Source organism: Flavobacterium glycogeni, from assembly GCF_048286775.1.
Classification (GTDB): Bacteria; Bacteroidota; Bacteroidia; order Flavobacteriales; family Flavobacteriaceae; genus Flavobacterium.
This window is the reverse complement of the sequence record NZ_JBLVPV010000003.1, coordinates 51,721-77,028: the sequence shown is the minus strand read 5'-3', so window position 1 is coordinate 77,028 and position 25,308 is coordinate 51,721. Positions and strand designations below refer to the sequence as shown.

Genomic DNA, 25,308 nt, shown 5'->3' with positions numbered 1-25,308 from the left:
GGTTTTGCAAACCGTGCCCACAACAAGGAGTATTTACAATAGGATAAAAAGAAGAAAGCCATTCGTGATGAATGGCTTTCTTATGTGAAAAAAGTAATTGTAGCGATAGCTTATAAATTTAAAAACGATACGCTTTTTATTTGTTGGGCTTTATTAAATGTACATTGCTGTAGCTTTTTTTAATTTCGATAAGATTTCGTTCTGCTTCAATTCGTGTTTTGAAATTCCCAACCCAAACTTTGTAGTTCGGAGTGAAGAATGTAATAGTGCCATCTATATCTCTGAATTCTTGCTTGAAATCATTCAATGTTTTTTTTGCTTTTTCGCTGTCTCCACTAAAAATTTGAATTTTATAATAGTCATTTACAGTGTTTGTAACATTTGTTTTTCTCTTTTCATTCAATAATTGTTCAAATTTAGAGTCTTGATTTACTCTGATGTTTCCGTCTTGAGCGTTTACATTGCAATAGGAAATAAATAAGGTAAGAGAGATAAAAAATGCTTTTCTAAGGGCTAAAATTCTCATAATGTGATTGTTTTTGTGCAAAAGTAATATTTAATGATTGATAGCAAATACTAAATGTTATTTAGAATTGATATAAATTGAAATTAAGACTATTTTAAGGTTTTGAGAATAGTTCTTAAGTCGTATTTTTGTCCGAGTTTTAAAATAAAGGATCAGTTTTTATAATTCAATTAGAAAAAACTGTGCCAATTTTTAGTAGATAATCATTATACTATATGAAAAAGGTGGGTAACCATAATTCGATCTCAAGGAAATTATTTTTTAGCATAGCTTTGATGCTATCTTTTTCCTTTACTTCATTTGCTCAAGAAGCTACTCCTGCGGCCGATGCTGCAGCTCCGGATGCTTCAGCTACTTCGCAAAGTGCAGACCCGGTAAAGGGTAAAGAGCTTTTTAACGCAAACTGTGCGGCATGTCACAAACTTGATGCTAAGGCAACAGGTCCTGCTCTTAGAGGGGTGTCTGCTAAATATGATGCTGCATGGCTTCATAAGTGGGTTCGTAATAGTTCAGACTTAATTAAATCTGGCGATGCTCAGGCTGTTAAGGTTTTTGAAGAAAACAATAAGGCTGTAATGTCTGCTTTTCCTCAATTGTCAGATGCTGATATTGATAATATCATTGCGTATACTTCAGAGCCAAAAGCAGAAACTCCTAAAGTTACAGGTGCTGAAGTTCCTGGTAAGCCTGCTGTAGACAGCGGAATTTCAAACAATATTATATTAGGTGCTTTGGCGCTTGTTATGGTTATTCTGGTTGTGATGTTATTTTTGGTAAACAAGGTTTTATCTAAAGTCGCAAAAGCAAACGGTATCGAGACAGCTCCAAAAACTCCAACAACTCCTATATGGAAAGCATTTGCCAGAAACCAGTTTTTGGTTTTAGTTACGGCAATATTCTTGCTTTTGGCGAGTGGTTATTTTGTATATGGATATTTAATGCAGATTGGTGTAGATCAGAATTATCAGCCTATTCAGCCTATTCATTTCTCGCATAAAATTCATGCCGGAGATAATGAAGTTAACTGTAAGTATTGTCACTCTGCTGCAAGAGTTAGTAAAAATGCTGGAATTCCTTCTTTGAATGTTTGTATGAACTGTCATAAGAATATTGGTGAAGTTGCTGAAACTACTGCTACTCCGGAATACAGTAAAGCATTCTATGATGAGCAAATCCAAAAATTATATACTGCAGTTGGTTGGGATAAAACAACTCAAAAATATACTGGAAAAACGCAACCTGTGAAATGGGTTCGTATTCATAATTTACCTGACTTCGTTTATTTTAATCACTCTCAACACGTAACTGTTGCTGGAATTGAATGTCAAACGTGTCACGGTCCGGTTCAAGAGTATGAAATTCAAAAACAATTTGCTCCATTAACAATGGGTTGGTGTATAGATTGCCATAGAAAAACGGATGTTAAAATGGAAGGCAATGAGTACTATACTAAAATTCATGATGAACTTTCTAAGAAATACGGTGTAGACAAATTGACTGCAGCGCAAATGGGAGGTTTAGAATGTGGTAAATGCCACTATTAATCAAATTATTAAGATTTTAATATTTATATATGTCATCAAACAAAAAATACTGGAAAAGTGTTGAAGAACTAGACAAAAATAGTTCTATTGTTGAGGCGCTTAAAAATAACGAATTTGTTGAAGAAATTCCTACTGATGAATTTTTAGGAAATAATGACGCTTTGTCATCTTCATCAACATCACGTCGTGATTTTTTAAAGTACGTTGGTTTTAGTACTGCGGCAGCTACGCTTGCAGCTTGCGAAGGTCCTGTGAACAAGTCAATACCTTATGTGCTTCAGCCGGAACAAATCATTCCTGGAGTGGCGGATTATTATGCAACTTCTGTTTTTGATGGATTTGATTTTGCTAATCTTTTGGTAAAAACTCGTGAAGGGCGTCCTATTAAAATAGATAATAATACTATTGCTGGAGCTAAGTTTAGTGCTAATGCAAGAATTCATGCGTCTATTCTGTCTTTATATGACAGTATGCGTTTGAAAGAACCAAAAATTGAAGGTAAAAATTCAACTTGGTCTGCTGTTGATTCTAAAATTAAATCAAGTATAGCTGATGCTGCTGCAAAAGGTGGTCAAGTAGTGCTTTTGACAAATACATTGGCTAGTCCGTCAACTGAAAAATTGATAGCTGAGTTTATCGGTAAAAATCCAAATGCTAAACATGTTGTTTATGATGCTGTATCTGAATCTGAAGCATTAGATGCTTTCGAAACTGTATACGGAGAAAGAGCTTTGGTTGATTATGATTTTTCTAAAGCGTCACTTATAGTTTCTGTTGGAGCTGATTTCCTTGGAGATTGGCAAGGTGGGGGATTTGATTCAGGTTATGCTAAAGGAAGAATTCCTAAAGCGGGAAAGATGTCACGTCATTTCCAATTAGAAGCAAACATGACTTTGTCTGGTGCTGCTGCTGATAAGCGTTTACCAATGTCTACGGCTAATCAAAAACAAGCATTAGTTCATATATATAATATTGTAACTGGTTCTTCTGTTGCTGTAAGTTTAGAAGATAAATTTAAAGCAGAAGTTACAAAAGCTGCTCAACAATTGAAAGCTGCTGGTTCAAAAGGAGTATTGGTATCGGGTATTCAAGATAAAAATGCTCAATTGTTAGTTTTAGCTATCAACCAAGTGTTGGCAAGTGAAGCTTTCAGTACTTCTGGAGTAAGACAAATCAGAAAAGGATCTGATGCAAAAGTTACTCAATTAATCAATGATATGAAAGCTGGAAGCGTTCATACTTTGATAATGAGTGGTGTTAATCCAGTTTATACTTTAGCAGATAGTGCTTCTTTTGTTGAAGGACTTAAAAAAGTAAAAACATCAGTAGTGTTTTCTTTAAAAGAAGATGAAACGGCTTTAGTAAGTACTATTGCGGCGGCTGTTCCTCATTATTTAGAATCATGGAATGATGTAAGTATCACAAAAGGTACTTACGGAATTACTCAACCAGCAATTCGCCCTCTTTTTACTACAAAACAATTTCAAGATGTCTTGTTGTCTTTAAACGGACTTACAGGTACATTTTACGATTATATTAAGGCTAATGCATCAACAATAATAGCTGGTTCTTCTTGGAACAAGGTTTTACATGATGGTGTTTATGTTGGAGTTGTTCCAACTGTATCTGCGGGTTCTGCTGATTATAGTGCTGCTGCAAATGCTTTAGCAAAATCAAAAGTATCTCAAGGATTGGAACTTGTTTTATATACTAAAACAGGTATGGGAGATGGACAGCAAGCGAATAACCCTTGGTTACAAGAGTTTCCTGATCCAATTACAAGAGTATCTTGGGATAATTATGTTACTGTTTCGAATGCTGATGCAAAGAAATATGAACTTTCTAATGAAATTGTAGCAAATGGGGGTCTAAACGGAAGTTATGCTACTATTACTACTGCCGATGGAATTAAATTAGAAAATGTTCCGGTAATAGTTCAACCAGGTCAAGCTGTTGGTACTATTGGTTTAGCATTAGGTTATGGTCGTAAAGCGGCTTTGAAAGAAGAAATGATGGTGGGTTTAAATGCCTACTCTTTATATAAGGGTTTTGATAATGTACAGTCTGTAACATTGGCGAAAGCTGGAGGAGAACATGAGTTTGCTTGTGTTCAAGGTCAGAAAACATTGATGGGAAGAGGCGATATTATAAAAGAAACTTCTTTAGAAATTTTCAATACAAAAGATGCTCACGTTTGGAATGAACAACCAATGGTTTCATTGGATCACAAACTGGTTGAAGCAACTAAGGTAGATTTATGGGATTCTTTTGATCGTTCAACAGGTCACCATTTTAATCTTTCTATTGACTTGAACGCTTGTACCGGTTGTGGTGCTTGTGTAATTGCTTGTCATGCAGAAAACAACGTTCCTGTTGTTGGAAAATCAGAAGTTAGAAGAAGTCGTGATATGCACTGGTTGCGTATTGACAGATATTATTCTTCTGAAAGTACTTTTGAAGGAGATAACGAAAGAAAAGAAAATATTGCAGGTTTGTCAAGTTCATTGTCTACATTTAATGAAATGGAAAAAGCGGGTGATAACCCACAAGTATCTTTTCAACCTGTAATGTGTCAACATTGTAATCATGCACCTTGTGAAACGGTTTGTCCAGTTGCTGCAACTTCACACTCTCGTCAAGGTCAAAACCACATGGCATATAACAGATGTGTTGGAACGCGTTATTGCGCTAACAACTGCCCGTATAAAGTGCGTCGTTTTAACTGGTTCTTGTACAACAAAAACAGTGAATTCGATTATCATATGAATGACGATTTAGGACGTATGGTATTGAATCCAGATGTTAATGTTCGTTCTCGTGGAGTTATGGAGAAATGTTCAATGTGTATTCAAATGACACAAGCGACAATTTTGAAAGCAAAAAGAGAAGGAAGAGCAATCGTTGATGGTGAATTCCAAACGGCATGTTCAAATGCTTGTTCTACTGGAGCAATGAAATTTGGTGATATAAATGATAAAGATGCGGAAGTGACTAAACTAGCTGCTGACGAAAGAATGTATCATTTATTGGAGCATGTTGGAACAAAACCAAATGTGATTTACCACGTTAAAGTTAGAAATACCTAGTAAAAAAATAATTAATTAAGAATCAATATAAAGGATTATGTCGTCTCACTACGAAGCAACCATTAGAAAACCCTTAGTTATAGGTGATAAATCTTATCACGATGTAACTGTAGATGTAGCTGCGCCTGTTGAAGGTAAAGCAAACAAACATTGGTGGATTGTATTTTCAATCGCATTAATAGCCTTCCTTTGGGGACTTGGCTGTATCATTTACACCGTATCTACAGGTATTGGAACATGGGGATTAAATAAAACTGTAGGATGGGCTTGGGATATCACGAACTTTGTTTGGTGGGTTGGTATTGGTCACGCAGGAACACTTATTTCGGCGGTATTATTACTTTTCCGTCAACGTTGGAGAATGGCAATTAACCGTTCTGCAGAAGCAATGACAATTTTCTCCGTTATTCAAGCAGGTTTATTTCCAATCATTCACATGGGACGTCCATGGTTAGCGTATTGGGTTTTACCAATTCCGAATCAATTTGGTTCTCTTTGGGTAAACTTTAACTCGCCATTACTTTGGGACGTATTTGCAATTTCAACGTATCTTTCGGTTTCATTAGTATTCTGGTGGACTGGTTTATTGCCTGATTTTGCCATGTTACGTGATAGAGCTATTACTCCTTTTAATAAAAGAGTGTATTCTATATTAAGTTTTGGATGGAGCGGTAGAGCAAAAGACTGGCAACGTTTTGAAGAAGTATCTTTAGTACTTGCAGGTTTAGCTACTCCACTTGTACTTTCAGTGCATACTATTGTATCGATGGACTTTGCTACCTCTGTTATTCCAGGATGGCATACTACAATCTTCCCTCCATACTTTGTTGCTGGAGCGGTTTTCTCAGGATTTGCAATGGTAAATACCTTGCTTATCATTATGAGAAAAGTATCTAATCTAGAAGCTTATATTACGATTCAACACATTGAGTTGATGAATATCGTTATCATGATTACAGGTTCTATTGTTGGGGTTGCCTACATAACTGAATTATTTGTTGCATGGTATTCTGGTGTGGAATACGAACAATATGCTTTCTTGAATAGAGCTACCGGACCTTACTGGTGGGCATATTGGTCAATGATGACTTGTAATGTTTTTTCTCCACAATTCATGTGGTTCAAAAAATTAAGAACAAGTATCATGTTCTCGTTTATAATTTCGATAGTTGTAAATATTGGAATGTGGTTTGAGAGGTTTGTAATTATCGTAACTTCGTTACACAGAGATTATTTACCATCTTCTTGGACAATGTTTTCACCTACATTTGTTGATATTGGAATTTTCATCGGAACAATAGGTTTCTTCTTTGTATTGTTCTTATTGTATTCAAGAACATTCCCTGTAATTGCGCAAGCAGAGGTAAAAACAATTTTGAAAGGAACTGGAGATAATTACAAAAGAGAAAGAGAAGCAAATAAAGATTCACATCATGAGTAATAAAGTAATATACGCCATTTATAATGACGATGATATATTGATGGATGCGGTTAAAAAAACCAGAGCAGCTCATCATCATATTGAAGAGGTTTTTACTCCATTCCCGGTTCACGGTTTGGATAAAGCTATGGGAATTGCACCTACAAGATTAGCTATTTGTGCTTTTCTTTATGGTTGTGTTGGAATCTCGGTAGCAACAGCTATGATGAATTATATTATGATTCAAGATTGGCCACAAGATATTGGTGGAAAACCAAGTTTTAGTTATATTGAAAACATGCCGGCTTTCGTTCCAATTATGTTTGAACTTACGGTATTTTTTGCGGCTCACTTAATGGTTATTACTTTTTATATGAGAAGTAAATTATGGCCTTTCAAAGAAGCAGAAAATCCAGATGTAAGAACTACAGATGACCATTTTTTAATGGAAGTTGCTGTAAATGATAATGAAGAAGAATTAGTTTCTTTTTTCCAAAGCACGGGAGCTGTAGAAGTTAAAGTAATAGAAAAGCATTAATTATAGATATGAAAAGCGTATATAAAATAACACTTTTATTTGGCATAACTATTTTAGTTTCATCTTGCCATAATAATGCGGAACCAAACTATCAGTATTTTCCAAATATGTATGAGTCAATAGGGTATGAAACTTATTCTGAATCAAATGCATTTAAAAACGGTAAAGAAGGTCAACTTCCAGCTGAAGGAACTATTAACAGAGGATTTGAACCTTTTGAATATGAAAATTCTACCGCTGGGTATGAGTTAGCAAAAGCGAATCTTAAATCTCCTTTGGATTCTTTAAGCAGAGACTCTGATAAAGGAAAAGAGCTTTTTGAAATCTATTGTACCAGTTGCCATGGTGCTTCTGGAAACGGTAAAGGAAAGCTTGTAGAAAGAGAAAAATTTCTGGGTGTTCCTAGTTATAAAGATAGAGTTATCACTGAAGGAAGTATTTTTCATGTTATAACTTATGGTTTAAATTCAATGGGTTCACATGCTAACCAATTGAGTGCCCATGAACGTTGGTTAGTTACTGACTATGTTCTAAAACTAAAAAGCGAATTATAATTGTTGAACAAACTGATCGTAATAGATATGTATACATTTTCAAGTAAATTAAAAACTTTTTCTTTCATCTTAATGGCTGTAGGTCTTTTAGGAATTGGATATGGTTTTTTAACTGCACCTAAAGATATTCAAGAAGTTGAAAAACTTCTTGCGGCCGAAAGTCATGGTGGTCATGGTGAAGCTAAACATGAAGCGACAACTGCTGCCGAACCATCGCATGAAGCTGTTGCTACCCATAGCGAAGCTACCGAAGAGAAAAAAACAGAAGAATCACATGAAGCTGTAGCTCCAACGGATGATACTACTAAAGTTGCTGAAGCAGCACATGCTGAGCCAGTTCACGCTGAAGCAGCTGTTAAAAAAGAAGGTCATGATGTTAGTGAAGAGGCGGAACATACGGAGCATTTGAATCATGTTTTACACCAACTACAAAACAAACCTTGGTCTGCTTTATACGTTGCTTGTATTTTCTTTATGCTTGTTTCTCTTGGAGTTTTAGTGTTTTATGCAATTCAACAAGTAGCTCAGGCTGGATGGTCTCCAGTATTATTTAGAGTTATGCAGGGTATAACATCTTATTTACCGGTTGGTTCTGTTATCTTTTTTGTTATTCTGATATTATGTGGTTTACATTTTAATCACATGTTTATATGGTTAGATCCTGAAGTTGTTGCAAATGATAAATTAATCGCTAATAAAACAGGTTATTTAAATTTTCCTTTTTGGATCGTTAGAGCTGCTATATTTTTGACTGGTTGGAGTTTATATCAATATTTTTCAAGAAAAAACTGTTTGGCGCAAGACGAAGCAAATGATGACTTATTTTACAAGAAAAACTTCAACATATCAGCGATGTTTTTAGTTTTCTTCATCGTGTCAGAATCTATAATGTCTTGGGATTGGATAATGTCCATTGATCCTCATTGGTTCAGTACATTATTTGGATGGTACGTATTTGCTAGCTTCTTTGTTAGTGGAGTTACTACTATTGCTTTAATTACTTTGTACCTAAAATCTAGAGGATATTTAGAGCATGTAAATACAAGTCACATACACGATTTAGCAAAATTCATGTTCGGATTAAGTGTTTTCTGGACGTATTTATGGTTCTCACAATTCATGTTGATATGGTATGCAAATATCCCTGAAGAGGTAACGTATTTTATTACCAGAATTGAATTGTATAATCTTCCATTCTTTGGTGCTGTTGTAATGAATTTTTTATTCCCTTTATTGATATTAATTAATACAGATTTCAAGAGAATTACTTGGGTACTAGTTATGGCAGGAATTGTAATATTAGCAGGTCATTATATTGATTTCTTTAATATGATTATGCCGGGAACTGTAGGAGACAGATGGTTTATTGGTGTACCAGAAATAGCATCCGTTCTTTTCTTCTTAGGATTATTTATTTATGTTGTTTTCACAGCGTTAACTAAAGCTCCTTTGTTAGCAAAAAGAAATCCTTTCATAGGAGAAAGTAAACATTTTCATTATTAATATTTAAAGAAAAAAACAGATGACAAGTTTGTTGGTAATTATAGTTTTAGTTTTATTAGCTGTTGCTTTATGGCAATTGACTAAAATATTCGACCTGACGCAAGTTGGATCTAATTCAGATAGCTCAGAAATAGCTACAGATAACGACAATAACGTTCAAGGTTATTTGATGTTTGGGTTTTTGGCTTTCATTTATATTTTTTCAATTTACGGATTGTTTAAATGGGGACCTCTTGTTCTTCATACGCCTGCTTCTGCACATGGTGGTGAAGTAGATAATTTGATGAATATTACATGGGTTCTTATCTTTATAGTTCAGGCTATAACTCAAGTTTTGTTGCATTATTTTGCTTTCAAATACAGAGGTAAAAAAGATCAAAAAGCACTTTATTTCGCAGATAATAATAAGTTAGAAGCTATTTGGAGTGTTATTCCGGCAGTAGTTTTAGCAGGATTGATTCTTTATGGTCTTTTTGCTTGGACAAATATTATGTTTGTTGATGAAGATGAGGATACTATAGTTATTGAATTGTATGCACAGCAGTTTAACTGGAAAGCTAGATATTCAGGTAATGATAATGTATTAGGGAAAGCTAATGTTAGATTTATTGAAGGTGCAAACGCTGTAGGTGTTGATTTAGCTGATCCATATTCACAAGATGATATTGTTGTAACAGAATTGCATATTCCTAAGGGTAAAAAGATTCTTTTCAAAATGCGTTCTCAAGATGTTTTGCATTCAGCGTACATGCCTCACTTTAGAGCACAAATGAACTGTGTTCCCGGTATGGTTACGCAATTCGCTTTTGAACCGATATACACTACAGCAGAATATAGAGAATTGCCATTTATGGTAGAAAAAGTGGCTAATATAAATGCTTTAAGATCTAAGAAAAGTATAGAATTAGTAGCTAAGGGCGAAACTGCTTTAGATCCTTACACGTTTGATTACTTATTGCTTTGTAATAAAATTTGTGGAGCTTCTCATTATAACATGCAAATGAAAATTATTGTAGATACACCTGAAGACTATAAAGCATGGTTGAAAGATAAAGCTACAATTGTAAGTGAAGTAAAAGCTGCTATGGCTGAACCTGCTGCTGCTGATGGAGCATCTGGTACAGATTCTACAAAAGCAAAAGATACTGCAGCAGTTGCCGTAACGGCCATGAAATAATTAATAAGAAAAATTTAAAGTAAACATATATGTCAGCAGAAGGTCACGATCACGCAATAGATCACGAACACGAACATCACCATAAAGACACTTTTATTACTAAATATATTTTTAGTATTGATCATAAAATGATTGCCAAACAATACCTAATTACGGGTATTATTATGGGGATTATTGGAGTAGGAATGTCTATGCTATTTAGAATGCAATTAGCATGGCCAGAAGAATCATTTAAAATTTTTAATATTTTACTTGGTGATAAATTTGCTCCTAACGGAGTGATGACAAATGATATTTATTTGGCTTTAGTTACTATACATGGAACCATAATGGTATTCTTTGTATTAACGGCAGCTTTAAGTGGTACTTTTAGTAACTTATTGATACCGCTTCAAATTGGTGCTCGTGATATGGCATCTGGTTTTATGAACATGATTTCGTATCATCTGTTTTTCTTATCCAGCATAATCATGGTTAGTTCTCTTTTTGTTGAAGCTGGACCTGCATCTGCAGGATGGACTATTTATCCACCCTTGAGTGCATTACCACAAGCTATCCCTGGTTCAGGTTTAGGAATGACATTATGGTTAGTTTCAATGGCTATCTTTATTGCATCTTCTTTAATGGGTTCTTTAAATTACGTTGTAACAGTAATTAATTTAAGAACTAAAGGGATGACTATGACTAGATTGCCTCTTACAATTTGGGCATTCTTTGTGACGGCAATTATTGGTATCGTTTCTTTCCCGGTTCTTTTATCAGCAGCATTATTGTTGATTTTTGATAGAAGTTTTGGAACTTCATTCTTCTTATCGGATATTTATATTGCTGGAGAAGTTTTACATTATCAAGGTGGTTCACCAGTATTGTTCGAACACTTATTTTGGTTCTTAGGACACCCTGAAGTTTATATCGTTTTACTACCTGCTTTGGGTATTACTTCGGAAGTTATTGCAACAAATTCACGTAAACCAATTTTTGGTTACAGAGCGATGATTATGTCAATTTTGGCAATTGCTTTCTTATCAACAATTGTTTGGGGTCACCATATGTTTATCTCGGGTATGAATCCATTTTTAGGTTCTGTATTTACCTTTACAACATTACTGATTGCTATTCCTTCAGCTGTAAAAGCGTTTAATTACATCACAACACTTTGGAAAGGTAACCTACAGTTGAACCCGGCTATGTTGTTTTCAATTGGTTTAGTTTCTACATTTATTACAGGTGGTTTAACAGGAATTATTCTTGGAGACAGTACACTTGATATTAATGTGCATGATACGTATTTCGTAGTAGCTCACTTTCACTTAGTAATGGGTATTTCTGCTCTTTACGGAATGTTTGCTGGTATTTACCACTGGTTCCCAAGAATGTTCGGAAGAATGTTAAACAAGAACCTTGGATATGTACACTTTTGGGTAACTGCAATCTGTGCTTATGGGGTTTTCTTTCCAATGCACTTTATCGGATTAGCTGGTTTACCAAGACGTTACTATACAAACACAAACTTCCCATTATTTGATGATTTGCAAAACGTAAACGTTTTGATTACTACATTTGCATTAATTGGTGGAGCTTTTCAATTGGTATTTTTGTACAACTTCTTTAGTAGTATTTTCTACGGTAAGAAAGCGGTTCAGAATCCATGGAAATCGAATACACTAGAATGGACAGCGCCGGTTGAACATATGCACGGTAACTGGCCAGGTGAAATTCCTCACGTATATCGTTGGCCTTATGACTACAGTAATCCTGCACACGATGTGGATTTTGTACCTCAAAACGTTCCAATGAAAGAAGGTGAAGAAGTTTTACACCACTAAAATATAAAGAAAAGCCTCTGCGAAAGTAGAGGCTTTTTTTATGGCGTTTTGGTATTACTCAGTCTTCGGAGTATTCTTTTAGATAGTAACTTTTTTAATTTTTATAGCATTTAAAATTTAAAATTTATAATTCAAAATTGCTTTGCTATCTTTGTTACATGAATGAAAATTTAGACCCAACATCAAACAGTTACAATTCGGAAGAACTTGATCTTGAAAAAAAATTAAGACCGCTTTCTTTTGATGATTTTGCAGGACAAGACCAAATATTAGAGAACTTGAAAGTTTTTGTTCAAGCTGCAAATCAACGAAATGAAGCACTTGATCATACGCTGTTTCACGGCCCTCCCGGTCTAGGAAAAACAACCTTAGCTAATATTCTTGCTAATGAATTACAAGTTGGCATCAAAATTACTTCTGGTCCAGTTTTAGACAAACCCGGAGATTTAGCAGGTTTATTGACTAACCTTGAAGAAAGGGACGTTTTGTTTATTGATGAAATTCATCGTTTGAGTCCCATAGTGGAAGAATATTTATATTCAGCAATGGAGGATTTCAAGATTGATATCATGATTGAATCAGGACCAAATGCAAGAACAGTTCAAATCAATCTAAATCCATTCACATTAATTGGAGCCACTACGCGTTCCGGTTTATTGACCGCTCCCATGAGAGCTCGTTTTGGAATATCTTCCCGTTTACAATATTATACCACAGAGTTGCTGACGACAATCGTGGAAAGAAGTGCTACTATATTTAAAATGCCAATATCAATGGAAGCAGCCATAGAAATTGCAGGTAGAAGCCGCGGAACACCACGTATCGCTAACGCATTGTTGCGTCGTGTGCGCGATTTTGCCCAGATAAAAGGGAATGGCACGATTGACATAGAAATTGCCCGTTACGCCTTAAAAGCACTTAATGTTGACGCGCATGGTTTGGATGAAATGGACAATAAAATTCTAACCACAATTATCGATAAATTCAAAGGGGGACCGGTTGGGCTAACAACTTTGGCGACAGCCGTATCCGAAAGCAGCGAAACAATCGAGGAAGTTTATGAGCCGTTTTTGATACAGGAAGGATTTATCATGAGAACACCAAGAGGTAGAGAAGTTACTGATAAAGCATATAAGCATTTAGGGAAAATAAATACAAACATTCAAGGCGGGCTTTTCTAATTTATTAGGGAAGTTAAAAGCTAGGAAGTTAAGAGTTAAGTGTGCAACTCATAACCCATAACTCCTAACGCATAACCTTTAACTCCTAACGCATCAACAATAAATTAAAATACACACAATTTATCAAATCCGAAGCGCAACGTCTCGGCTTTTTATCTTGTGGAATATCCAAAGCTGGTTTCTTGGAACAAGAAGCGCCACGTTTAGAAAACTGGTTGAAGAACAACAGAAACGGCCAAATGTCCTATATGGAAAACCATTTTGACAAGCGCCTAAATCCAACTTTACTGGTCGACGATGCTAAAAGTGTTGTTTCGCTGTTGTTAAATTATTATCCTGAAGAACTACAAAATCAGGATTCTTATAAAATTTCAAAATATGCGTATGGGCAGGATTATCATTTTGTAATTAAAGAAAAACTTAAAGAATTTTTATTCTCCATTCAATCAACAATTGGAGAAGTTTCTGGACGTGCCTTTGTGGACTCGGCTCCAGTACTCGATAAAGCTTGGGCTGCCAAAAGCGGTTTAGGTTGGATAGGCAAAAACAGTAATTTACTGACACAAAAAGTAGGTTCTTTTTACTTTATTGCGGAACTCATTATTGATTTAGATTTAGACTACGACAATCCTACAACGGATCATTGTGGAACTTGTACCGCTTGCATTGACGCTTGTCCTACGGAGGCAATAGTTGCGCCTTATGTGGTTGATGGCGGTAAATGCATTTCCTATTTCACGATTGAATTAAAAGAAAATATTCCTCAGGAGATGAAAGGCAAGTTTGATGACTGGGCTTTTGGTTGTGATGTATGTCAGGATGTGTGCCCTTGGAATAAGTTTTCAAAAGCGCACAATGAACCTTTATTTAACCCAAATTCGGCATTACTCTCCATGTCCAAAAAGGACTGGATAGAAATAACCGAAGAAACATTTAGGGCCGTATTTAAAAATTCGCCATTAAAAAGAGCAAAGTTTCAGGGGATAAAAAGGAATGTTGATTTTCTGGAATAACTTTAAAATTCAAAGCAAAATTGAGAGAATTGATTTCTTCTGATGATATATTTTAGTGCTGAAAAATATTTTTGTTATTTGAATGTATATTTTTTTTAACTTTATAACTCACTAAATGAATCAATTATGACGGTTAATCAAATTTTAAGCACTAAAGGAAAGGAAGTTCATTCAATACTTTCTACTATCACTGTATATGAAGCTTTGAAAGTGATGGGAGAAAAAAATGTTGGAGCAGTTTTAATAATTGAAGATAATGTTTTGAAAGGTATTTTATCTGAAAGAGATTATGCTCGAAAAATTGTTTTGAAAAACAAATCTTCAAAGGAAACTTTCGTTCATGAAATCATGGAAAAAGATGTGGTTACAGTAAAGCCATCGGATAATATTGACTATTGTATGGAATTAATGACCGCAAAAAGAATAAGACATTTGCCAGTTTCAGAACATGATGTGATTATAGGTATCGTCTCTATAGGTGATGTGGTAAAAGCGATAATCGAACTTCAAAAAAATACCATTCAATATTTGGATTCTTATATCAGCGGAAGCAAGGCATAAATTCAAAATTTAAATTAAGTATATAAATAGCTGCAAAATTAATGCAGCTATTTTTTTTATATAAATTAGGGAGGGACGATTTTTTGTAAAAGAGTAGGGTAAATGCTGACTTTTTAAATCAAGTCTTCTATCTTTGTAGACTAGAATAAAATCTAAAAACAATGGACAAAAATAGCAAAAGAAGAGAAGCATTATTATACCACGCAAAGCCAACTCCCGGTAAAATTCAAGTAGTTCCCACTAAGAAATATGCAACACAAAGAGATTTATCTTTAGCATATTCTCCTGGTGTAGCTGAGCCGTGTTTAGAAATCGCGAAAGACGTAAATAACGTTTATAAATATACCGCAAAAGGAAATTTAGTTGCCGTAATTACAAACGGAACTGCAGTCTTAGGATTGGGTGACATTGGTCCGGAAGCATCAAAACCAGTAATGGAAGGTAAAGGATTGTTGTTTAAGATTTTTGCTGATATTGATGTGTTTGACATCGAAATTGGAACTAAAGATATTGAAGAATTCATTCAAACGGTTAAAAATATAGCGCCAACTTTTGGAGGTATTAATCTGGAAGATATTAAAGCGCCTGAGTCTTTTGAAATTGAAAGACGATTGGTCGAGGAGTTAAATATTCCTGTGATGCACGATGATCAACATGGTACAGCTATCATATCATCGGCGGCATTGCTGAATGCTTTGGAATTAGCAGGTAAAAAAGCGGAAGATGTAAAAATGGTCGTTTCGGGTGCGGGTTCTGCTGCGCTTGCTTGTGCTAATTTATATGTTTTATTGGGTGTGAAATTAGAAAATATTTTGATGTTTAATAGTAAAGGCGTTTTGACAAAAGACAATCCGTCACTATCTGTTTTACAGCAAAAATATGCCCAAGACATAAAATCGATAAGTCTTGAAGAAGCATTAGTGGGTGCAGATCTTTTTTTAGGATTGTCATCAGGTGATATCATGACTCCAAAAATGTTGCTGGGAATGGCCGAAAATCCCATCGTTTTTGCGATGGCAAATCCAGATCCGGAAATAGATTATAATCTGGCAATTGCAACCCGAAAAGATGTTATTATGGCAACAGGACGTTCTGATTTTCCTAATCAGGTGAATAACGTTCTTGGATTCCCGTATATTTTTAGAGGTGCATTAGATGTTCGTGCAACCAAAATAAATGAGGCGATGAAAATGGCGGCAGTAAAAGCACTTGCTGCATTAGCAAAAGAATCGGTTCCGGAACAAGTGAATATTGCTTACGGAGCTACTAAGTTGGTTTTTGGAAAAGAATATATTATTCCTTCTCCGTTCGATCCTAGATTGATAACTGTTGTTGCACCAGCTGTTGCAAAAGCAGCTATGGATTCAGGAGTAGCATTAAATCCTATAACCGATTGGGAAAAGTATGAAGAAGAGCTTTTAGATCGTTTAGGGAATGATAATAAAATGGTTCGATTGATAGCTAATAGAGCTAAAATGGATCCTAAAAGAATTGTTTTTGCTGAGGCGGACCATTTAGATGTCCTTAAAGCAGCACAAATTGTATTAGAAGAAGGGATAGGTTTTCCTATTTTACTAGGAAACAAGGAAACTATTTTAGAATTAAAAGAAGAACTAGGTTTTTATGCTGATGTTCCGATTATAGATCCAAAAATTAAAGAAGAGGAAGCCAGAAGAAATAAGTTTGCCACAACGTATTGGACATCCAGACAAAGAAGAGGGATTTCATTATTGGATGCTCAGAAGTTAATGCGTGAAAGAAACTATTTCGCAGCCATGATGGTCAATGAAGGAGAAGTAGATGCATTGGTAACGGGATATTCCAGAAGTTATCCATCGGTAGTAAAACCTATATTACAGCTTATCGAAAAAGCGCCTGGTGCTTCTCTAGTTGCCACTACAAATATGATGATGACGGCTCGTGGGCCAATGTTTTTATCGGATACTGCTATAAATATTAATCCATCTGCGGATGATTTAGCTAAAATTGCCATCATGACTGCAAAAACAGCCAGGATGTTTGGAGTTGAGCCGGTAATTGCGATGATATCCTATTCGAATTTTGGGTCTTCAACGAATGAAAGCGCATCAAAAGTGAGAGAAGCGGTTGCTTATTTGCATAATAATCATCCTGAGATGATTATTGATGGTGAACTTCAAGCAGATTTTGCATTGAACCCTGAAATGTTAAAAGAAAAATTCCCTTTTTCTAAGCTAGCTGGAAAGAAAGTAAATACTTTAATTTTTCCTAATCTGGAATCGGCTAATATTACCTATAAATTATTGAAAGAATTGAATAAGGTAGACTCAATAGGACCTATTATGTTAGGAATGGGGAAACCGGTTCACATATTTCAATTAGGTGCAAGTGTTGAGGAAATGGTAAACATGGCTGCAATTGCGGTGATTGATGCGCAGGAGAAAGGAAAGAAAAAAGCAAATTTAATTTAGTTTAATAATTTGTAAATTATAAGCGAAGTTAAATTGATGAATATGATAAAATTATGTGCTATTTTTATTATATTTGATGATATATTTAAGAATTAATGATAGCACATTTACAAGGAAAATTAGTAGAGAAATCGCCCACGCAAATAATTATTGATTGTGGAGGAGTTGGTTATCATGTAAATATTTCTTTACATACTTATTCTTTGCTTCCAAATACGGATTTTATAAAAGTATATACGCATCTTCAAATAAAAGAGGATGCGCATACACTTTTTGGTTTTGTGGAAAAGTCAGAAAGAGAGATTTTCAAAATGTTGTTATCAGTCTCCGGAATAGGAGCGAGTATAGCAAGAACGATGCTTTCTTCATTAGACCCAAAACAAATTACTAATGCAATAGCATCTGGTGATGTGGTAACCATTCAATCTATAAAAGGGATAGGGAGCAAAACAGCGCAAAGAGTAATACTGGATTTGAAAGATAAGGTATTAAAATTGTATGATTTAGATGAAGTTTCTATGTCACAAAGCAATACAAATCGAGATGAGGCGTTATCAGCTTTGGAAGTTTTGGGATTTTTACGAAAATCTTCAGAAAGAGTTGTAGAAAAGATTGTCAAAGAAGACCCAGAGGCTTCAGTGGAATCAATCATCAAGAAAGCTTTAAAAAACTTATAGAGGTATTCAAGTAACACGAGTTGTATGCATAAAATTTGTATTTTTTTGCTTGTATTATTCTGTGGTTTTGCATCGCAAGCCCAAGTAAATCAAGCAGCTCAGGATACCGTTAAAACTGGATTTTCTACCGGAAAAGTCCAGTTAAAAAATCCAAAGAGTATTCTCTCGGCCTATACCTATGATCCAGTTACAGATAGGTATATCTACACTAATTCTGTTGATGGATTCTCTATCAATTATCCCATTATATTAACGCCAAAAGAATATGAAAAGTTGGTTTTGAAAGAATCAATGCGCGATTATTTCAAAAAAAAGGTGGATGCTATTGATGGGAAAAAAGAAGGCAGTGAAGAAGCAAAAAAAGACTTATTGCCAAGATATTATGTGAAATCAGGGCTTTTTGAATCTATTTTTGGAAGTAATACCATTGATGTAAAACCGACCGGATCTATAGAAATTGATTTAGGAATGCGGTATACAAAACAAGACAATCCCTCTTTTTCCCCCAGAAACAGGTCGAATCTTTCTTTCGATTTCGATCAAAGAATAAGTATGAGCTTGATGGGTAAAGTAGGAACGCGACTCAGTGTAAATGCCAATTACGATACGCAATCAACATTTGCTTTTCAAAACTTGATGAAGTTGGAATATGCACCTTCAGAAGACGATATTATCCAAAAAATAGAAGTTGGAAATGTAAGCATGCCCTTGAATAGTTCTTTGATTCGAGGAGCGCAAAGTTTATTTGGTGTAAAAACACAATTGCAATTTGGAAAAACGACCATTACCGGAGTTTTTTCAGAGCAAAAATCACAAACGAAAAGTTTAATTGCTCAAGGTGGAGGGACAATTCAGGATTTTGACATGTTTGCATTGGATTATGATAATGACAGACACTTTTTCTTATCCCAATATTTTAGAAATAGATACGATAAATCATTAAAAAACTATCCTTTTATAGACAGTAGAGTTCAAATTACCCGACTGGAGATTTGGGTGACCAACAAACAAAACAGATTGAATGTTGGTATCGGAAACACTAACAATAGTAACAATTTAAGAAATATTATTGCACTTCAGGATTTAGGGGAAGCGCAATTTACTGGAATACCAGATGATGAAGTTGTGGTTATAAATCCTTCGACAGGATTTTTTAATACTGTTCCAGTTGATTCCCCAACAGAGAATAGTAATAATAAATATGATCCTAAATTTATTGGACAGTCAGGTTCTTTTTTAACACAAAATATTAGGGAAATTGTTACTGCAAAATCAGGTTTTCTAAGGAATAATGATGGTGATAGTACTAATGATGCTTTTGAAGGAAGTGACTATTCTAAATTAGAAAATGCTCGAAAGCTAAATCCAAATGAATATACCTATAACCCACAATTAGGGTATATTTCATTACAACAGAGACTGGCTAATGACGAAGTTTTGGCGGTTGCCTACCAATATACAATCGGAGATCAAGTGTATCAAGTGGGTGAATTTGGAAATGACGGAGTAGATGCAACTGTGGTAACGGGTACTAGTCCTTCAAATCAAGCCATTATTTCTCAAAGTTTGATTTTGAAAATGCTGAAAAGTAATTTGACCAATGTTAAAAACCCTGTTTGGAACTTGATGATGAAAAACATCTATCAAATTCCGGGTGCTTATCAAGTAAAACAAGAAGATTTTAGATTTAACATTCTTTACACGGATCCTTCACCCTTAAATTATATTACTGAAGTTCCAGGAAGTCCTTTTCCGCCGAATCCATTACCTCAAAATGAAGTTGCCGAAACGCCTTTGTTGAAAGTGTTTAACTTGGATAAATTAAATTATAACAATGATCCTCAAGCTGGAGGTGATGGTTTTTTTGATTTTATTCCGGGCTTAACGATGGATGCTCAATACGGAAGAATCATTTTTACTACGAAAGAACCATTTGGAGAATTATTGTTTTCTAAATTATCAAATGGAGGTGAAAATTATAACAATGTTAGTTCTTATAATGAAAACCAAAAGAAATATGTGTTTCGTAGTATGTATCGAAATACACAATCTGGAGCTTTACAGGACAGTGATAAAAATAAATTTTTATTAAGAGGAAAATATAAATCATCTGGTGGAGACGGAATACCAATTGGTGCTTTAAATGTGCCGCAAGGTTCTGTTGTGGTTACTGCTGCAGGTAGAGTTTTAGTGGAAGGAATTGATTACAGTGTAAATTACCAATTAGGAAGAGTACAGATTTTAGATCCGTCACTTCTAGCCTCCAATACACCTATTGAAGTGTCTTTAGAAAACAATTCCGTTTTTGGTCTGCAGACCAGAAGGTTTATGGGCGTAAATGTGGAACATAAAATTTCCGATAATTTTTTGGTTGGAGGGACTTTTCTTAAAATGACCGAAAGACCATTTACTCAAAAATCCAGCTTTGGTCAGGAATCAGTTAACAATACTATTTTTGGATTCAATACTAATTTTTCAACTGAAGTTCCTTTCTTGACTCGATTGGTGAATAAGTTGCCAAATGTTGATACCGATGTGCCTTCTAATCTTTCCGTAAGAGGTGAAGTTGCTTTTTTGAGACCAGATTCTCCAAAAGCGGATCAATTTCAGGGGGAGTCTACCATTTATGTAGATGATTTTGAAGGTTCCCAATCGACCATTGATATGCGCTCTCCGTATGCTTGGAGTTTGGCGTCAACACCGGAAAGAAACGCCACGAGCACGTATGATTTCAATGGAGGTGCCAATGATTTAAGTTATGGGTTTAAAAGAGCCAAATTAGCTTGGTATTCAATTGACCCTATATTTTATACTCAAAAACCGGCAGGAATTTCAAATGAAGATTTGTCGTTCAACAATACCAGAAGAATTTTCAGTGAGGAATTGTATCCTTTGACGGATATTGCTCAAGGGCAATCACAAGTCGTTAATACATTAGATTTAAGTTATTATCCTTCTGATAGAGGACCTTATAATAACAGTTCAAATTCAGCGACAAATCCAAGTGATAATTTTGGTGGAATTATGCGGTCGTTAAATTCGACTAATTTCGAACAAGGAAATGTAGAGTATATCCAGTTTTGGGTGTTAGATCCTTATGTAGGAAACGGTCAGATACCACAATCCAATACGGGGAAAATTTATTTTAATTTAGGGGAAATATCTGAAGATGTTTTGAAGGATGGAAGAAAGCAATATGAAAATGGACTTGGGCCAGATCAGGTATTGGTAAACCCTCGACCGCTATGGGGAGATGTTCCAGCCTCTCAATCGTTGATTTATGCTTTTGACACTAATGCAGCAAATAGAACAAATCAAGATATTGGTCTGGATGGTTTGGTTAATGCCACTGAAGGATCAGTGTATACTAATTTTGCCTCAGAGTTAGATCCTGCGGCAGATGATTATACCTATTATTTGAATGCTTCAGGGGGAATTTTAGACCGATATAAAAGGTATAACGGTACTGATGGGAATTCGGCAGTTGATATTAATGATCCAAACAGAGGGTCGTCAACCGTTCCGGATGTTGAGGATATCAACAGAGACAATACTATGAATACCATCAATGCCTATTACGAATACAGTATTGAGGTTCAGCCAAACATGAATGTGGGGCAAAATTATATTACCGACATAAGAAATACGCAAGTGACTTTGCCGGATGGTTCGACTACTGATGCGAGATGGCTGCAATTTAAAATACCGGTTTCACAACCGGAGAACACAATAGGAAATATTTCTGATTTTAGATCCATACGCTTCATGAGGATGTTTATGACGGGCTTTAGTGAAGAAGTAACCGTTCGTTTTGGCGCACTGGATTTAGTAAGGGGAGAATGGAGAAGATACACCAATACGCTTGATCCTTTGGATACAGATGTTACTGATGACGATACTAATCTAGATGTTTTGGCTGTTAATGTTCAGGAAAATAATGAGAGATGTCCAGTAAATTATATTGTTCCTCCAGGTGTGCAACAAGAACAATTATACAACAACAATACGGTTATCAATCAAAATGAGCAGTCATTGGCGTTGAGAGTATCTGGAAACGGATTAGAACCGGAAGACTCCAGAGCCGTTTTTAAAAATGTGAGTATTGACATGCGTCAATTCAAGAAATTAAAAATGTTCTTGCATGCAGAATCATTGCCAAATGAAATTGTACTTCAAGACAATCAAATGGTTGGATTCATCCGTTTTGGAAATGACTTTACCCAGAATTTTTACCAAATAGAAATTCCTTTAAAGGTAAGTAAATTTGTTGGAGATTGCAGTAAATTGAGCGCTGAGGAAGTTTGGCCTGAAGAAAATGAGATTGATTTGTCATTGGCTTTATTGACTGAAATGAAGATTAGAGTTCCAAAAGATGCTTTGCCATTGGATGGGGTGTATTATCCGGATGACCACTTAGACATTTTTCCTAATGGTGATGGTAATACTGGCTTGAAGCTGGGAATTAGAGGAAACCCTAACTTTGGTTTAGTACGTACGCTGATGGTTGGTGTGAAAAATAGCGATCTGCGCGACGATATCAAAGGAGAAGTTTGGTTCAATGAACTTCGCTTAGCGGATATGGATAATCAAGGGGGAATGGCAGCTGTATTGAATGTAGATACAAATTTCGCAGATTTTGCCACGGTTTCTGCTTCAGGTAAAAAAAGCACCATTGGTTTTGGTACTTTAGAACAAGGGCCAAACGAAAGAAACCGTGAGGATACAGAACAATATAGTATTGTGACCAATGTAAATCTTGGTAAATTATTGCCTCCAAAATGGCAAATTAACCTGCCTTTTAATTATGCTATTGGTGAAGAGACCATAACTCCGGAATACGATCCTTTTAATCAGGATATAAAGTTAAAACAGTTATTGGATCATACCACTGATGAGGCCGAAAGAAAAAACATTAAAAATAGAGCTGTTGATTATACAAAACGCAAAAGCATAAATTTTATAGGGGTTAGAAAAGAGCGCGGTCCAGAGCAAAAACAACGTGTGTACGATCCGGAGAACTTTACTTTTTCCCAGTCTTTTAATGAAGTGGAAAGACATGATTTTGAAATTGAAGATTATGTAGACCAACAAGTAAATTCATCGGTGGATTATGCCTATACTTTTAAATCAAAATCAGTAGAGCCTTTCAAGAAGACAAAATTCATGAAAAAAAGTAGTTATTGGAAATTATTAAGTGATTTCAATTTTAATTATTTGCCTTCAAATATATCGTTTAATACTAATATCGTCAGACAATACAATCGTCAACAATTTAGACAGGTAGATGTGGAAGGAATTGGGCTGGATCCTTTGTATCGAAGAAATTTCGCTTTCAATTACCAGTATGGATTTAATTATAATTTGACTAAATCTTTGAAATTAAATTATACGGCTTCTTCCAGCAATATTGTGAAAAATTATTTGAATGAAAACAATGAACCTATCGATACTTTTACAATTTGGGATAGTTATTGGGATATTGGAGATCCAAATCAACACATGCAACAATTGGTTGTGAATTATGAAATTCCAATTAATAAAATTCCATTATTTAGCTTTGTTAAAGCCAATTATTCCTATACGGGAGACTACAGCTGGCAGCGTACTTCTAATGCATTGTCTCAAATAGAAATTGAAGGGAATAGTTACAATTTAGGGAACACCGTTCAAAATGCGAGTTCAAGCAATTTGAATGCAACTTTCAATATGGATATGTTGTACAAGTATTTAGGACTGGCAAAAAACACGAATAAAACGGTGCCAAAACCTAAAACAACTGCTCCAAAACCAGGTGAGAAAATAGTAAATACAAATGCTAATCAAGTACCAAAAAACAATGAATTCGTAGATGGTTTTATAGGTATTTTAACCAGTATTAAAAATATTCAGATGAACTATACCTATAACAGCGGTACGGTTTTACCGGGATACACGCCAAGTGTAGGGTTTCTTGGATCGTCAAGACCGTCATTAGGATTTATTTTTGGTAGTCAGGATGATGTGCGATATGAAGCTGCCAAAAATGGTTGGCTAACTAACTATCCTGATTTTAACCAAAATTTTTCTCAAGTGACCAATAAATTATTTAAAGCCACGGCAAATGTAGATTTGTTACCGGATTTAAAGATTGATCTGACATTAGACCGCGCTCATTCTGAAAATTTCTCAGAGCAGTATGATGTAACGGATGGTGTGTATAACCCTAGATCTCCTTATAATACGGGTATTTTTTCAATTTCTACAGTGTTGATAAAAACTTCATTTTCGACTAGTGATGAAAATTCATCGGTTGCTTTTGATGATTTTAGAATAAACAGACTTACGGTAGCAAATAGATTAGCAACACAACGTGGGATTGATATTAATAATCCTGGTAATTTGGACCCAGAAGGATTTCCATTAGGGTATGGGAAGAACAATCAAGCAGTATTGTTACCGGCATTTTTAGCGGCTTATTCAGGAGGAAATGCTTCAGATGTTTCGTTGGGAATTTTCAGAAATTTTCCAATGCCAAACTGGTCGATAAAATACAATGGTTTGATGCGTTATGGGCTGTTTAAAAAGAATTTCAAACGTTTCTCATTGCAACATAATTACAGGGCTTCTTATACGATAAATGCGTTTAGATCGAATTTTGAATATGACAAAGCACCAGGTGGAGTGGATGTGAGTGGTAACTTTTTCAATCAAACCATAATGTCAAATATTAACTTGGTAGAACAGTTTAACCCATTGTTAAGAATGGATTTTGAATTGAAAAGTTCGTTAAAAGTATTGGCCGAAATCAAAAAAGACAGAGCATTGTCAATGAGTTTTGATAATAATTTGTTGACTGAAGTTAAAGGGATAGAATATGTTATAGGATTGGGGTATCGTTTCAAAGACGTGATTTTCTCTTCCAGACTGGCTGATAGTCCAACAGGAATAATAAAAAGTGACATCAATTTGAAAGCAGATGTATCCTATAGAAACAATCAGACGATTGTGAGATATTTGGATTATGATAACAATCAATTAGCCGGAGGCCAGAATCTTTGGTCGTTAACAGTCAAGGCTGATTATTCGTTTAGTAAAAATCTAACGGCTATTTTCTATTATGATCACTCTTTTTCGAAAGCGGTAATTTCAACTTCTTTTCCGTTGACAAATATTCGTTCCGGAATCACACTTCGTTATAATTTTGGGAATTAATTTTTCGAAAAGGGAACAATTTTTGAATAGAAGATTATTACATTTGTGCCATAAAATTTAA

The 25,308-nt window shown here is 35.1% G+C and carries 15 protein-coding genes; 14 read left to right on the top strand and 1 reads right to left on the bottom strand.

Annotated elements, in window-relative coordinates; genetic code table 11:
• Window positions 1-136 precede the first annotated feature (136 nt).
• Window positions 137-526 carry an SPOR domain-containing protein gene (locus tag ACNQGX_RS03275; protein WP_417973977.1) on the bottom strand — a complete coding sequence of 130 codons (390 nt, stop codon included), beginning with the start codon at window positions 524-526 and terminating at the stop codon, window positions 137-139.
• 215 nt (window positions 527-741) lie between these two features.
• Between ACNQGX_RS03275 and ACNQGX_RS03270 the strand changes: the two genes are divergently transcribed.
• The 14 genes from ACNQGX_RS03270 (at window position 742) to sov (ending at window position 25,247) form a co-directional block, all read left to right on the top strand.
• A complete protein-coding gene (locus ACNQGX_RS03270; protein ID WP_417973975.1) occupies window positions 742-2,070 on the top strand; it encodes a c-type cytochrome in 1,329 nt (442 codons plus the stop codon).
• A gap of 29 nt (window positions 2,071-2,099) precedes the next feature.
• Window positions 2,100-5,156: a TAT-variant-translocated molybdopterin oxidoreductase gene (locus ACNQGX_RS03265; protein ID WP_417973973.1), complete on the top strand. Its 3,057-nt coding sequence runs from the start codon at window positions 2,100-2,102 to the stop codon at window positions 5,154-5,156.
• A gap of 37 nt (window positions 5,157-5,193) precedes the next feature.
• Window positions 5,194-6,597 (top strand): NrfD/PsrC family molybdoenzyme membrane anchor subunit, encoded by a 1,404-nt coding sequence (nrfD, locus tag ACNQGX_RS03260; RefSeq protein WP_099714288.1) that lies wholly within the window; start codon window positions 5,194-5,196, stop codon window positions 6,595-6,597.
• Entirely contained in the window at window positions 6,590-7,114 is a 525-nt protein-coding gene (locus ACNQGX_RS03255) for a DUF3341 domain-containing protein (RefSeq protein WP_099714289.1), read from the top strand. The genes nrfD and ACNQGX_RS03255 overlap by 8 nt, the downstream gene beginning before the upstream one ends.
• Window positions 7,115-7,122: 8 nt before the next feature.
• Window positions 7,123-7,668: a c-type cytochrome gene (locus ACNQGX_RS03250; protein WP_417973971.1), complete on the top strand. Its 546-nt coding sequence runs from the start codon at window positions 7,123-7,125 to the stop codon at window positions 7,666-7,668.
• Between the two features lie 27 nt (window positions 7,669-7,695).
• On the top strand, window positions 7,696-9,171 hold the full coding sequence (locus ACNQGX_RS03245; RefSeq protein WP_417974291.1) for a quinol:cytochrome C oxidoreductase: 1,476 nt from the start codon (window positions 7,696-7,698) through the stop codon (window positions 9,169-9,171).
• A 19-nt stretch (window positions 9,172-9,190) separates the two neighbouring features.
• Window positions 9,191-10,348, top strand: coding sequence for a cytochrome c oxidase subunit II (locus ACNQGX_RS03240; RefSeq protein WP_131914974.1), 1,158 nt, complete (start codon window positions 9,191-9,193; stop codon window positions 10,346-10,348).
• A 29-nt stretch (window positions 10,349-10,377) separates the two neighbouring features.
• Window positions 10,378-12,174: a cytochrome c oxidase subunit I gene (locus ACNQGX_RS03235; RefSeq protein WP_417973968.1), complete on the top strand. Its 1,797-nt coding sequence runs from the start codon at window positions 10,378-10,380 to the stop codon at window positions 12,172-12,174.
• 158 nt (window positions 12,175-12,332) lie between these two features.
• Window positions 12,333-13,355: a Holliday junction branch migration DNA helicase RuvB gene (gene ruvB, locus ACNQGX_RS03230; protein ID WP_417973966.1), complete on the top strand. Its 1,023-nt coding sequence runs from the start codon at window positions 12,333-12,335 to the stop codon at window positions 13,353-13,355.
• Between the two features lie 92 nt (window positions 13,356-13,447).
• Complete coding sequence (gene queG / locus ACNQGX_RS03225; protein ID WP_417974289.1) at window positions 13,448-14,368, top strand: tRNA epoxyqueuosine(34) reductase QueG; 921 nt, start codon at window positions 13,448-13,450, stop codon at window positions 14,366-14,368.
• Window positions 14,369-14,494: 126 nt separating this feature from the next.
• Window positions 14,495-14,929: a CBS domain-containing protein gene (locus ACNQGX_RS03220; protein WP_131914980.1), complete on the top strand. Its 435-nt coding sequence runs from the start codon at window positions 14,495-14,497 to the stop codon at window positions 14,927-14,929.
• 161 nt (window positions 14,930-15,090) lie between these two features.
• The gene (locus ACNQGX_RS03215) at window positions 15,091-17,379 is read left to right on the top strand and encodes an NADP-dependent malic enzyme (protein WP_417973964.1); all 2,289 of its coding nucleotides are present in this window, start codon (window positions 15,091-15,093) and stop codon (window positions 17,377-17,379) included.
• Between the two features lie 95 nt (window positions 17,380-17,474).
• Window positions 17,475-18,056, top strand: coding sequence for a Holliday junction branch migration protein RuvA (ruvA, locus tag ACNQGX_RS03210; RefSeq protein ID WP_131914982.1), 582 nt, complete (start codon window positions 17,475-17,477; stop codon window positions 18,054-18,056).
• Window positions 18,057-18,080: 24 nt separating this feature from the next.
• A complete protein-coding gene (sov, locus tag ACNQGX_RS03205) occupies window positions 18,081-25,247 on the top strand; it encodes a T9SS outer membrane translocon Sov/SprA (RefSeq protein WP_417973961.1) in 7,167 nt (2,388 codons plus the stop codon).
• Window positions 25,248-25,308 lie beyond the last annotated feature (61 nt).